The sequence below is a fragment of the Vibrio gazogenes genome, assembly GCF_002196515.1.
GTDB classification, from domain to species: Bacteria; Pseudomonadota; Gammaproteobacteria; order Enterobacterales; family Vibrionaceae; genus Vibrio; species Vibrio gazogenes_A.
In genome coordinates this window covers 908,994-922,595 of record NZ_CP018835.1, presented here as the reverse complement: position 1 = coordinate 922,595, position 13,602 = coordinate 908,994, and the positions used below count along the sequence as shown (strand labels likewise).

The window sequence follows — 13,602 nt, the reverse complement described above, 5'->3', positions numbered from 1 at the left end:
CATGCTAAATGAGTTATATAATAAGTAGCTGTATGACAAATTGTCAGTCAGACTGAGGCCCTGTGTCACTTATTTAGATAGCGACGTTAGCAGTTTGTTCTTCACGCATGACGGAGTATGATGTGTCCCAAGACAATTACACATCAGGGATCTTTTATGTCTCATCCTCAAACTGCAATTTTGCCAGAACCCGGACCATTTGCGCTGTATGCCATTTTTAAAGTTAAGCAAGAAGCGGCATCGGTATTGCGTCAGTTACAATCTTTACCGGATCTGGTCGAGACACTGAATGCATCTCAGCCCGGTGCTGACCTGTCCCTTTCCATTGCATTCAGTCATTCATTCTGGAAACAATTCGACGCGGCTTTACCGCCTGAGTTGGTGGATTTTACCCCATTAGGTCAGGGGGACATCCATGCGCCAGCGACCGACGTCGATTTTTTGATTCATGTGCACGGTCAGCGGCATGACTTACTGTTTTATATATTACGCCAACTGATGAATGGCATATCTGAATGGGTGGATATTATTGATGAAACTTACGGATATCGTTATCTCGATGCGCGAGATATGACAGGGTTTATTGATGGCACTGAAAATCCGAAAGATCAACGACGTCAGGAAGTTGCACTTATCCACGATGGTGAATTTGCCGGTGGTAGTTATGTGATGATGCAGCGATTTGTTCACCAGTTACCGGCATGGGAAAGATTGAACATTGCCGCTCAGGAAAAAGTGATCGGCAGAACGAAAGACGATTCAGTTGAATTAGATGATGTGCCGGCTGCATCTCATGTCGGGCGTGTTGATTTGAAAGAGAATGGTCAAGGGTTGAAAATCCTCAGACATAGCTTGCCATATGGGACAGTGAGTGGTGATCATGGCTTACTTTTCATCGCATATTGCCAGACTTTGCATAACTTCCAGGTGATGTTAGAGAGTATGTATGGCGAGCGTGATGGTAAAACGGATCAAATGCTCCGGTTTACGCAAGCGGTGACCGGGGCTTACTTATTTGCCCCCTCAGCAGCAATGCTACAGTCACTGAGCATGCGATAAATCCGCATTATTATAACGTTCATATCATAAGAGCTGTACATAATGTGACCGAGCCTGAGTGCTCGGTTTTTTTCACTAAAGATATCTCTAAAAACACCGATAGGGGGAAAATCCTGAGTGATTTTAGGTGAAAATTATGGCAATTACAGTCAATACCAATATATCGGCATTGCTGGCTCAGCATTATGTTAATCAGGCAAACAGTGCCTGGGTACAAGCGATGGAGCGTTTATCTTCTGGTTACCGGATCAATCATGCAAGAGATGATGCGGCCGGTTTGCAGATATCAAACCGCTTGGGGACACAAATGAGCGGGTTGGATGTTGCGGTGAGGAATGCAAACGATGGTATTTCAATCATGCAGACCGCAGAAGGCGCGATGCAGGAAAGTACATCACTCTTGCAGCGAATGCGTGATCTGGCCCTACAGTCAGCCAATGGTTCGAATTCCCAAGCGGATCGGCAGGCCTTGCAAGAAGAATATGTTGCCCTGAATGATGAGTTGAACCGCATTGCGGAGACTACCTCTTTCGGGGGCAGAAAGTTATTGAACGGGACTTTTGGCACTTCATCTTTTCAGATCGGTGCGAGTGCCGGAGAAGCGGTACAACTTTCATTCAGTAACATGCGTACCGATACGCTCGATATGGGCGGATTTAGCTATCTTGCCCAGAAGGTGCCCCCATCAAATTGGCGTGTCCAGTCAGATCAGAACCAGCTCACCATGCGTTTTAAAGATGCGCAAGGGGGCGATCAACAGATTGATATTGAAGCCAAAGCCGGGGATGATATTGAACAGTTAGCAACCTATATCAATGGCCAGACGGATCAAGTCTCTGCCTCGGTAAATGAGCAGGGGCAACTACAGATATTTATGGCCGGCAAAGAGACCGCTGGCACGATTGATTTCAGTGGCTCGCTTGCCAGTGAGCTACAAATCGGTGTGATGGGGTATGAATCGGTTAATGATATCAATATCACTCAGGTCGGTGGTGCACAAAGGGCGGTTTCCGTCTTAGATACCGCGTTATCGTTTGTCGATAAAAATCGGGCTGAACTGGGCGCATTTCAGAATCGTTTCGGACATGCCATCCAGAACTTGGACAATATTCATGAGAACTTAGCTGCTTCCAGAAGCCGTATCCGGGATACAGATTATGCCCGGGAAGCAACTCAAAGTATGAAGCAACAGATTTTGCAGCGAGTCAGTATGTCAATTTTGGCACAAGCCAAAAGGCAGCCGAATGTCGCCTTATACTTATTAAGATGAATCAGTCTAGAAATATGAGAAATAAAACACGATTGAGATAAGTGCGGTATCTCATTTTGAGTCCACGGGCTTACTTGACAGCAACGCACGGGTGCTGATGCCACAGTCTGATGAATCCGATTCCCCCGGTGAATCATTGCCTTTTATATTGTGAATGATTTTACGACTCACATCCTATCCAGTAAGCATATGAGCTGAGTGATTTAACACCGATATGATCGCAGGCTCCTCTCTGATTTGTTCGGTATGTCTTCCGCTCGTCTTGTTTTCTCATATCAAGTATACCCAAGTAACCTCAAGATGCAGGATTCAGAGTGTCTTCAATCGGCGTTATTCAAGGAAAATGTCGGCAGGAATGGCCTTCCCATTTCAATGGCATATTTGCTCTTATATCGAGTAGAAGCAGGGATTCGTCGTAGAAAAGGCTAAAAAGGTATGGAAAGTATATTGATGTGACGGTTTATGGCTGTAGATGAGGTGTCGTAAATAAAAGAAAAACGTCTCTTATCGTCCGGTTTGAGAGCATCTTTAGCAAAAAATGCAATGAATTTGATGAGCTGCTCAATCCTTGCGCAATTGGACTTTTTGTCGAAAAAAACTCAAAAAAATACTTAAGATTTTCCCACCCATGTCGTTAATAAAAGTAACTTTGAGAGAGCTACTTGGTTTTCCGAGACGTCGGAAACCGGAAACATCGGAAAATCAATTGGAGAAGTCATCATGGCAGTGAATGTAAACACAAACGTATCAGCAATGACCGCACAACGTTACCTGAATTCAGCAACACAAGCTCAGAATACATCAATGGAACGTTTATCATCAGGCTTTAAAATCAATAGCGCGAAAGATGATGCTGCGGGTTTGCAAATTTCTAATCGCTTGAATGTACAAAGCCGTGGCTTAGATGTCGCTGTTCGCAACGCGAATGATGGTATCTCTATTGCGCAAACCGCTGAAGGGGCAATGAACGAAACCACTAACATTCTGCAACGGATGCGAGACTTGTCACTCCAGTCTTCGAATGGTTCAAACTCTAAATCAGAGCGAGTTGCGATTCAAGAAGAAGTGACAGCATTGAATGATGAATTGAATCGGATTGCGGAAACAACCTCTTTTGGTGGTAATAAGCTTTTAAACGGCACTTTCCAAACTAAATCCTTCCAGATTGGTGCTGATAATGGTGAAGCGGTTATGCTGAACCTGAGAGATATGCGCAGCGATAATAAACAGATGGGTGGTACCAGTTATACCGCGGAAAACGGTAAGGACAAAAACTGGACCGTTCAGGCCGGGCAGAATGATCTTCAGATCAATCTGATAGACAAAGACGGGCAAGAGCAAAACATCGCTATCTCTGCTAAAGCGGGTGATGATATTGAAGAACTTGCAACCTACATCAATGGTCAGACCGATGCGATTAAAGCGTCAGTCGATCAAGATGGCAAACTACAAATCTTTGCCGGTAATAATAAAGTGGATGGTGACGTTACATTTGGCGGTGCATTAGCGGGCGAGTTAGGCATTGGCGAAGGTAAAGATGTAACCGTCGATACCATTGATGTGACTTCGGTCGGCGGTGCACAACAGTCAGTTGCTATCATTGACTCAGCATTAAAATATGTTGATAGCCACCGTGCTGAACTGGGTGCATTCCAGAACCGATTTAACCATGCAATCAGTAACTTGGATAACATCAATGAGAATGTCAATGCATCGAAGAGTCGAATCAAAGATACCGACTTTGCGAAAGAAACAACTGCATTGACCAAAGCTCAGATTCTGGGTCAGGCATCAAGTTCGATTCTGGCACAGGCCAAACAAGCGCCAAACTCAGCATTGAGTCTGCTTGGATAAGCCACTTACCACAAGACAGACCTTGTTTAAAAAATCCAGCTTCGGCTGGATTTTTTTGTATCAGAAGACATCATCCAGGCAATAAATTTTGAAGCAATTCACGCTTTTTTTACACAGTGGGCCGATTGAATAAAAAAATTAAAAATATTCTAAAGGATATAGATCCATAGCCGTTAACAAGATTGAGAGAAATGAGATGTGTGAAAGTGAGGTGAGAGACACAGCAGCACATCAACTATCCGTTAAAGGAGATCAATATGCCAATTAGTGTAAATACCAATATCTCGGGTATGACCGCGCAGCGTTATTTGAATAATGCTGCGGATAGCGCTCAGAAATCAATGGAGCGACTGTCTTCCGGTTATCGGATTAACAGTGCGAAAGATGATGCCGCAGGGTTGCAAATTTCGAACCGCTTAACCTCGCAAAGTCGCGGGTTAGACATGGCGGTTAGAAATGCCAATGATGGTATTTCAATTGCACAAACGGCTGAAGGTGCGATGAATGAGACAACATCTATCTTACAGCGAATGCGGGATCTGTCTCTGCAATCTTCCAATGGCTCCAACTCGAGTTCGGAGCGTAGTGCGATTCAGGAAGAGGTTTCAGCATTAAATGATGAGCTGAATCGGATTGCTGAAACGACATCGTTCGGGGGAAATAAACTCCTCAATGGGACGTTTGGTAGTAAATCTTTCCAGATCGGTGCTGATTCTGGTGAAGCCGTATCTTTGACGATGGGGAACATGCGTACCGATACGCAAAGTATGGGTGGTCGAGCCTATGTTGCGCAAGAAGGAAAAGCATCAGACTGGACGGTCTCTAACGCAACCGATCTTACCTTGAGTTATACTAACAAAGATGGTGACGCTCAAGAGTTGACGATTAATGCCAAAGCTGGCGATGATCTGGAAGAGGTAGCGACTTACATTAATGGGCAGAATAGTGATATTCAGGCTTCTGTTGGAGACGATGGCAAATTACAGCTATTTGCTTCTTCACAAAAAGTAACTGGCGATGTCACCATTGGTGGTGGACTGGGATCTGAAATCGGTTTCGGTCAAGGTCAGGATATGAACGTTCAAAGTGTCGATGTCTCAACTGTTGGGGGGTCTCAACTGGCGGTGGCCGTGATTGACGGTGCGCTGAAATCGGTTGATAGTCAGCGGGCTTCTTTAGGGGCTTTCCAAAACCGCTTCGGACATGCAATCAGTAACCTTGAAAATATTAACGAAAACGTGAATGCATCACGGAGTCGCATTAAGGATACTGACTATGCCAAAGAAACAACGCAGATGACCAAGTCTCAAATTCTGCAACAAGCAAGTACCTCGGTACTGGCGCAGGCGAAGCAGGCTCCATCTGCAGCTCTTAGTCTATTGGGGTAATCAACGGACTATTTTGAGCTTGGGGTCAAAGTAGTCTGATGATTTGAACCCAATGAGGTGGAAGGGAGATTGTTATGGAAGTTTCATCCTACACATCGAACATCCAGCCTTACGGCTCACAAAATGGCACTAAAATTGCTTCAGAGAATGACAGTAGTAGTGCAAGAAGTGTTTCTGTGAATAACGATGCAGAACGAATGGACAAACTTGCCGAAGAGATGAAAGAGCGGCAAGCGGATTCCGCTCAGACAGTCGAAAAACTGTCAAAAGAGCGGAAGCGAATTAACGAAGAACAGCGAGCCAAAGTGATGGAGCAGATGCATGAATTTGTCTCTTCACTCAATAAAGGATTGTCGTTTCGAGTTGATGAAGTGTCCGGACGAGATGTGGTGACGATTTATGAAGCCGACACAGGTGATGTAATTCGTCAGATTCCGGAAGAAGAGATACTTGTTGTCTTGCGACGCTTGGCCAGAGATCAAGATCATCGATCTGGTCTTTTGATGACCAAAGTGTAACGTTATTTTGAGGTGATTGGATGAGTCTGGGCCCGTTAGGGATGAATTCTGGCATGGATATTAATTCCATGGTTCGTAAGATTGTCGATTCGGAGCGTGTTCCCAAGCAGCAACGGATCGATAGTCAGCGGACACAAAATAATGCCAGTATTAGTGCCTACGGCCGACTCAGAGAGTCGTTGGATACAATGAAAGCGCTGATGGCAGATTTTCGCCAAGAAAAAGCGTTTGCATTGCGAAAAGTTGATACGACCAATGAAAATGTCGTTTCAGCGACAGCGACAACGGATGCCATCGCAGGAAGATACGCTATCGATGTGTTGCAGCTTGCCCAAAGCCATAAAGTTGCATCTAACGTTTTTGCGGAAGATGAAAAATTTGGGCCGGGTAAGCTGCATATTTCACTCGGCAACCGTCGTTTTACCGTTGATATTCAATCAGATTCGCGCCTAAAAGATGTCGTCAACGGCATCAATGCTGCGAAGGGCAATCCAGGGGTTCGTGCCTCTGTGATTAATGATATCGACGGTCCTCGTCTCATCATTGCTTCAAACCAATCCGGTCAAGAGAACAAAATTCAGATAGGTGCAGATGCGCCCAATGGTAGTAGCTTAAAAAAACTGGAATATAAAACGCTGGAGCAACGTGTTAAAGATTTAGAAAAAGCACGTTCCCAGGCGCAACAACTCATTACACCGCTCACACCAGAGCAGCAAAAAATTGCAGGGAAAGTTGCAGAAAAATTAGAAACGGCAGCCCGAGCCGTTGATCAGTCTGTCGCGGATGAGATCCGCCAGGCTGCTGAAAAAGTACAACCCGACACTTCTGCAACGAGCGAGTTATCTGACACTGCTGCCAGTGCAGCCGCAGAGGCCGCGAAAAAAGCGCAAGATTATGTCCGTCCTGAAGATCGCATTCCCGGATGGTCGGAAACCGCATCCGGGACATTATTAGACTCTTATCAGGAGCCGCAACCGGAACTGGATCAAAGTGCGATTGAGAAGTCTTCCGATGTGCCCGGATGGTCAAACACCGCATCAGGGACATTATATGATTCGTATGTAACGCCTAAAGAAGCTCAAGATAAACTGCAGAAAAAGTTAGCGCAGGAAGAAGCGGATATCGAGGCAGCCGTTCGCTCTGGTCAAATGACGCCAGAGGAAGCGAAAGCACAGGAACGCGCAAAATTATCGCCAGAAGAGCGGGCTTACATCGAAAAAGTAGAAAAAGTACAATCTGAACTGCAAGCTGCTCAGAACGCGTTTGATGCCTATCAAGGGATGTCAGAAGTTCAGTCTGCCCAGGATGCCAAAGTTATGTTGGATGGGGTTGCGACGCTGTCGAGCAATAACAACATTATTGAGAATGCGATTGATGGTGTTGATTTAAAGGTCAAAGGAAAGACCAAGGCCAACCAGCCACCGGCAGAAATTGACATTGAGTATGACCGGGATACGGTCAAAGATGATATTCACAAATTCGTCAATGCATACAATCAGTTTTACCAGTTGTCGAAAGAGCTATCAAATGTGGATCCAAAGACAGGACAAGCCGGTCCTCTCGCTGGGGACAGTGTTGTCCGTAATGCAGACTCTCGGTTGAAACGGGTTTTTTCTTCTCAGATCAAACAAGCGCCTGAAAATTTGAAAACACTCACGGAGTTTGGCATTACAACGACCCGGCAAGGCACATTGGAAATTAACGAAGATATGCTGACCCGACAACTGAACAACAATTTTAATAAGCTCGGTGAGTTTTTTGGTGGCCGAGATGGCTTTGCCAAAAGAGTTGAAGATGCGATTCAAGGGATGACGGGTGTCACGGGGTCTTTGCGTACTCGAGAAAAGAGTATGGTTGAACAGAATCGTCGTTTGGACGGTGACCAAGAGGCACTGGATCGCCGGATGAATACATTAGAACAGCGAACTCATGATAAATTTCTGGCGATGCAGGATGCCACAAGTAAGATGCAAAGCCAGTTGTCAGGGATGATGAACGCATTAGGTTCGTCAAATGGATGAGCAACTGAATCAACTAAGTGATCTTGATCACGAAATTAGTGAGCAACTTCAGGAAGAAGAAATAAACACTGAAGTTATTCACCGATTAGTCGATAAAAGGGATCAGATATTGCAGGTATTGGTTCAGGAAGCGTCAGAAAATCAACAATTCTCACGTTCAGAGCCGTGGCAGTGTGCAATCGAACGTACCCAACGACTTGTTGAAGAGATGCAACTGAAAACATCAGGTATCGGTCATTCACTGAAAAAGTACCGGTATGGGAATAAATCTGTTCAGCAGTACAAGAAGTTTTTATGAAAGAGGAAGACTATGCGTGGTTCTTTACAGGCTTACAAAAAAGTATCAGTGGACAGCCAGCTCAGTGCTGCCTCACCACATAAAGTCGTACAGATGCTGATGGCCGGAGCGATTGAGCGACTGATACAGGGCAAAGCAGCGATGATGCAAGGCAATATTCCTGTCAAAGGTGAGCGTTTAGGTAAAGCATTAGACATCATTATCAGTCTACGGAGTTGCTTGTCGATGGAAGATGGTGGGGACATTGCCAGAAACCTAGACCAGCTTTACGAATTTGTGATTACTCAGATCACACAGGCAAACCACCTTAATGAACCTGAGCTGCTTGATGATGTAATTGATATTATTCGAGAAATAAAATCGGCTTGGGATCAGATACCTTCAGAGTACCATCATCTCACGTCGTCTGAAGTGGGTGCATAGGTTTTATTGGAAGCATCTCACTCAATCGATGATTGAGTGTCGTCTTCGTATTGCCATATTTTTTGAATTCAATAGAATAGAGGCCACTATCACTATAGATTAGTGGCTTTTTTGTTGCTGGTCGTTTGAGTTTTTGTCTATGTTTATCTAGAGATAAATAGAGTAAACCATATCTCACAGGGTTAATATAGAAATTCAACGGCAACAATAACCTAATGGATGAAGGCAAATATACTTACCTATGCAAGGTTTAGCGAAACTGCTCGTGATTGAGGATAATCCTGCAATTCGTCAGCAAATCAATATTATTTTGGATTTTGTCGGTGAACCTTGCGAGGTAATCGAATCGTCTCAATTTGAACAGATTGATTGGTCTGACGTATGGGCTGGTTGTCTGCTCGGTTCATTACAAAGCGGACATCTGCCCGAGACAGTGCAGACACGTTTACAGGATCTCACTCATATCCCTCTGTTGATGATGGCTCAACAGCCTTATTCTCTGGAACCATTCTCTAATTATGTTGGCGAACTTGATTTGCCGCTTAATTATCCTCAACTGGCTGAAGCGCTGCGGCATTGTAAGGATTTTCTGGGGCGCAAAGGCATTTCTGTATTTACTTCCGGGCGTAAAACAACGTTGTTCAGAAGTCTAGTCGGGCAGAGTTCCGGTGTTCAAGAAGTCCGTCATCTAATTGAGCAAGTTTCAGGAACGGATGCGAATGTGCTGATTCTTGGTGAATCCGGAACCGGAAAAGAAGTTGTAGCCCGCAATGTCCATTATCATTCACCGCGACGTAACGGCCCTTTTGTGCCGATTAACTGTGGTGCGATCCCTGCCGATTTATTGGAAAGTGAACTTTTCGGACATGAAAAAGGTGCATTTACCGGTGCACTGACGGCGCGTAAAGGTCGGTTTGAACTGGCAGAAGGCGGAACCTTATTTCTGGATGAAATTGGCGATATGCCAATGGCAATGCAGGTGAAGTTGCTGCGAGTGTTGCAAGAACGCTGTTTTGAACGGGTTGGTGGTAATACCACGATTAAAGTCAATGTGCGTGTCATTGCAGCAACACATCGCAATCTGGAATCGATGATTGATAAGGAATTATTCCGCGAAGACCTCTATTACCGATTGAATGTTTTTCCGATTGAAATGCCTGCGTTGAAAGATCGTAAAGACGATATTCCTTTGTTAATTCAGGAACTGCTGACGCGCATGGAATCTGAAGGTGCTTCGCCTATCTGCTTTACGCCGAGAGCAATTCAGTCGCTGATGGAACATAGTTGGCCGGGAAATGTTCGGGAGTTGGCAAATCTGGTTGAACGAATGATCATCCTCTATCCAAATAGTTTGATTGATGTCAATCACCTACCAACCAAATATCGCTATAGCGATATCCCGGAATTTCAACCAGAGGCGAGCCGTTACAGTAGTATTGAAGAGCAGGAACGGGATGTCTTGGCAGACATTTTTTCCGAGGATTTTCAATTGAGTGATGTTGAGCAAGAGTTGATGAACCATGTCAATGCACCTCAATCTTTGCCACCTGAAGGCGTCAATCTAAAGGAATTATTGGCAGAGCTTGAAGTCAATCTGATTAATCAAGCCTTGGATGCTCAAGATGGTGTTGTTGCCCGTGCTGCAGACATGTTAGGGATGCGCAGAACGACGCTGGTTGAAAAAATGAAAAAATATAATATGAACCGTTAAACGTCAGAAAATAGTCAATATATTGTCATTATATTTTTCTGTTGATGTAATAACTTGAATTTTATATAGAAAATAGTCTGGAACGCTTTTTGCTTTTCAGACTATTGTTGTTTTTACAGAACAGAAAACGATTATGCAAGAATCTCAGGCGCAACAGCTTTCTCATCTCGATTCGATAGAAGATCAGGTTGAACGATACAAACAGGTACTGGATGTCATGCCTGCCGGCGTTATTTTGCTGGATACGCAGGGCATTGTCCGTGAGGCGAATCCTGAGGCGGTGCGACTGCTGGAAATTCCATTAGTCGGTGAGCGCTGGTACGCGGTGATTCAGTCTGCTTTTGCACCCAAAGAAGATGATGGACACGAAATTTCGCTACGCAATGGCAGAAAAGTGCGGCTTGCGATTTCAGCCTCGTCAACCGGTCAACTGATCCTCATTACCGATTTAACCGAAACTCGTTTGCTCCAGGCGCGAGTGAGTGATTTACAGCGGCTATCTTCACTGGGCCGAATGGTTGCATCATTGGCACACCAGGTTCGTACCCCTTTATCGAGTGCGATGCTGTATGCATCTAATCTTGCTGCGCCTCAGTTACCGGTTGCAACACGTGAACGTTTTCAAACGAAATTGATGGATCGGTTGCATGATCTGGATAAACAGGTCAATGACATGCTGTTATTTGCCAAGGGGGGCGACAATAAAGTCGTCAAACCCTTTACACTGGATGAGTTAGTTCAGGAATTTTATCCGATGGTCGAAACAGCGATACACAGTCATCAGATCGACTACGGGCAGGAAATTGAACATCCGGAGACAGCTTTGCTGGGAAACCCAAATGCAATTGCCTCAGCGTTGAGTAATTTGGTGCTGAATGCGATTCAGAATAGTGGCAAAGGTGCTCAGATTGATGTGTTCTTCCGACCGGTCCAGGACATGTTGAAGATTTCTGTACAGGATAACGGGCCGGGAATTGCTGCTGAAATGCAAAATAAAATTATGGAGCCTTTTTTCACCACGCGTTCTCAGGGCACGGGGTTAGGGCTTGCGGTTGTTCAGATGGTTTGTCGTGCACACGATGGACATCTAGACTTGATTTCTGAAGAAGGGGATGGGGCATGTTTTACGATGTGTCTTCCTCTGGAGCGGACGGTTTCTCATAAGAATTCAGAGACAGGAGAGTAATCATGGCTCAGAGCAAAGTATTAATTGTTGAAGATGATGAAGGTTTGCGCGAGGCATTGGTGGATACCTTAGCTCTGGCCGGTTATGAATGGGTCGAAGCAGATTGTGCTGAAGAAGCACTGGTAAAGTTAAAATCAGAGAGCGTTGATATCGTGGTCTCTGATGTGCAAATGGCGGGTATGGGTGGTTTGGCACTGTTGAGAAATATCAAACAGCATTGGCCGAATCTTCCCGTACTACTCATGACAGCCTATGCCAATATTGAAGATGCCGTTGCAGCGATGAAAGAGGGTGCCATTGATTATATGGCGAAACCATTCGCACCCGAAGTGTTGCTGAATATGGTTAGCCGTTATGCACCGGTTAAATCTGATGACAATGGCGATGCGGTTGTTGCTGATGAGAAAAGTGTCAAATTACTCGCTTTAGCAGAGAAAGTCGCTAAAACCGATGCAAATGTCATGATTCTCGGGCCGAGTGGTTCCGGAAAAGAGGTGATGTCTCGCTACATTCACAATGCGTCATTGCGTAAAGATGGTCCTTTTATCGCGATCAATTGTGCTGCGATACCGGATAATATGTTGGAAGCGACTCTGTTTGGTTATGAGAAAGGGGCTTTCACCGGTGCTATCCAAGCTTGTCCCGGAAAATTTGAACAAGCACAAGGCGGGACCATTCTACTCGATGAAATCAGTGAAATGGATTTGAACCTTCAGGCGAAGTTGTTGCGGGTGCTACAGGAAAGAGAAGTAGAACGGCTGGGAAGTCGTAAAAGTATTCAGTTGGATGTCAGAGTGCTTGCGACCAGTAACCGCGATTTAAAAAGCTATGTTCAGGAAGGTGAATTTCGTGAAGATTTATACTATCGCTTGAACGTTTTCCCAATTTCATGGCCAGCGCTGCGAGAGCGTCAGGATGACATCAAACCTTTGGCGCAGCATCTGGTTGAACGTCACTGTAAAAAACTGGGCATTGCAATGCCCCAGATCGCAACATCCGCAATTGAAAAACTACTCTCTTATCCGTGGCCCGGTAACGTACGTGAACTGGATAATGTCATTCAGAGAGCTTTGATTTTGAGTGAAAATGGCAATATCGACGAAGAACATATCCTCTTGGAAGGGGTCGATTGGAAAGATGCCGGCAGTTTACAAAAATTAGTTGAAAATGATCAGCCGCGCCCAACATCACAACCGGTTGAACCACCGACTGTCAAAACAGTGGCTCATAGTGAGATGAGTAGCCATCAGTCAAGTATTTCTGATTTGGGTGGAGAGCTTCGCGATCAGGAATATTCCATTATTCTGGAGACCCTGATCGCCTGTAAAGGGCGGCGGAAAGAGATGGCAGAGCGGTTGGGGATTAGTCCGAGAACCTTGCGCTATAAGCTGGCGAAGATGAGAGATGCAGGGATTGATATTCCCGGATAAATATCATTTATCAAATGGCACACTAATTGCTGGATAAGAGTTAAGCAACGGTTATACGAGTCAAAGATTTGGCTATCGGGGGAACTTATGAGACTAGATGGATTACAGACTGAAATGCAGTCAATGATACAGGAAGCCAGTGGTAAATCAGCGGCACCAACCGGACAGTCAGTGAGTGCTGACTTTGGTGAGCTGCTCAATACAGCGATTAATAATGTGAATGGGTTACAAAAGGCATCCAGTAATTTGCAAACACGCTTTGATCGGGGTGATGAAGGCGTGTCCTTGTCCGATGTGATGATTGCAAGAAATAAAGCAAGTGTTGCATTTGATGCGACCGTACAGGTTCGGAATAAGCTCGTTGATGCTTATAAAGAACTGATGAACATGCCGGTTTAACTTTGACGTTTCGGTATCAATTTTGAAGTATTGTAGGTAAGCAAC

The 13,602-nt window shown here is 45.0% G+C and carries 12 protein-coding genes; all 12 read left to right on the top strand.

Annotated features, from left to right (window positions below; all coding sequences use genetic code 11):
* Nucleotides 1-156: 156 nt before the first annotated feature.
* Nucleotides 157-1,059, top strand: a complete 903-nt coding sequence (locus BSQ33_RS04155) for a Dyp-type peroxidase (RefSeq protein WP_088133362.1) — start codon at nucleotides 157-159, stop codon at nucleotides 1,057-1,059.
* Nucleotides 1,060-1,195: 136 nt separating this feature from the next.
* A complete protein-coding gene (locus BSQ33_RS04150) occupies nucleotides 1,196-2,329 on the top strand; it encodes a flagellin (RefSeq protein WP_088133361.1) in 1,134 nt (377 codons plus the stop codon).
* A gap of 720 nt (nucleotides 2,330-3,049) precedes the next feature.
* Nucleotides 3,050-4,183, top strand: a complete 1,134-nt coding sequence (locus tag BSQ33_RS04145; protein WP_088133360.1) for a flagellin — start codon at nucleotides 3,050-3,052, stop codon at nucleotides 4,181-4,183.
* A gap of 257 nt (nucleotides 4,184-4,440) precedes the next feature.
* On the top strand, nucleotides 4,441-5,571 hold the full coding sequence (locus tag BSQ33_RS04140; RefSeq protein WP_088133359.1) for a flagellin: 1,131 nt from the start codon (nucleotides 4,441-4,443) through the stop codon (nucleotides 5,569-5,571).
* A gap of 74 nt (nucleotides 5,572-5,645) precedes the next feature.
* Entirely contained in the window at nucleotides 5,646-6,089 is a 444-nt protein-coding gene (gene flaG / locus BSQ33_RS04135) for a flagellar protein FlaG (RefSeq protein WP_088133358.1), read from the top strand.
* Nucleotides 6,090-6,109: 20 nt separating this feature from the next.
* Nucleotides 6,110-8,110, top strand: a complete 2,001-nt coding sequence (gene fliD / locus BSQ33_RS04130) for a flagellar filament capping protein FliD (protein ID WP_088133357.1) — start codon at nucleotides 6,110-6,112, stop codon at nucleotides 8,108-8,110.
* Nucleotides 8,103-8,408 carry a flagellar protein FliT gene (locus BSQ33_RS04125; RefSeq protein WP_088133356.1) on the top strand — a complete coding sequence of 102 codons (306 nt, stop codon included), beginning with the start codon at nucleotides 8,103-8,105 and terminating at the stop codon, nucleotides 8,406-8,408. Before fliD ends, BSQ33_RS04125 begins: the two co-directional genes overlap by 8 nt.
* Before the next feature lie 12 nt (nucleotides 8,409-8,420).
* Nucleotides 8,421-8,831: a flagellar export chaperone FliS gene (fliS, locus tag BSQ33_RS04120; RefSeq protein ID WP_072956554.1), complete on the top strand. Its 411-nt coding sequence runs from the start codon at nucleotides 8,421-8,423 to the stop codon at nucleotides 8,829-8,831.
* A gap of 241 nt (nucleotides 8,832-9,072) precedes the next feature.
* Complete coding sequence (locus BSQ33_RS04115; RefSeq protein ID WP_088133355.1) at nucleotides 9,073-10,542, top strand: sigma-54 dependent transcriptional regulator; 1,470 nt, start codon at nucleotides 9,073-9,075, stop codon at nucleotides 10,540-10,542.
* Nucleotides 10,543-10,675: 133 nt separating this feature from the next.
* Entirely contained in the window at nucleotides 10,676-11,728 is a 1,053-nt protein-coding gene (locus tag BSQ33_RS04110; protein WP_088133354.1) for a sensor histidine kinase, read from the top strand.
* A 2-nt stretch (nucleotides 11,729-11,730) separates the two neighbouring features.
* On the top strand, nucleotides 11,731-13,158 hold the full coding sequence (locus BSQ33_RS04105) for a sigma-54-dependent transcriptional regulator (protein ID WP_088133353.1): 1,428 nt from the start codon (nucleotides 11,731-11,733) through the stop codon (nucleotides 13,156-13,158).
* 87 nt (nucleotides 13,159-13,245) lie between these two features.
* Nucleotides 13,246-13,557 carry a flagellar hook-basal body complex protein FliE gene (fliE, locus tag BSQ33_RS04100; RefSeq protein ID WP_088133352.1) on the top strand — a complete coding sequence of 104 codons (312 nt, stop codon included), beginning with the start codon at nucleotides 13,246-13,248 and terminating at the stop codon, nucleotides 13,555-13,557.
* The last annotated feature ends 45 nt before the right edge of the window (nucleotides 13,558-13,602 follow it).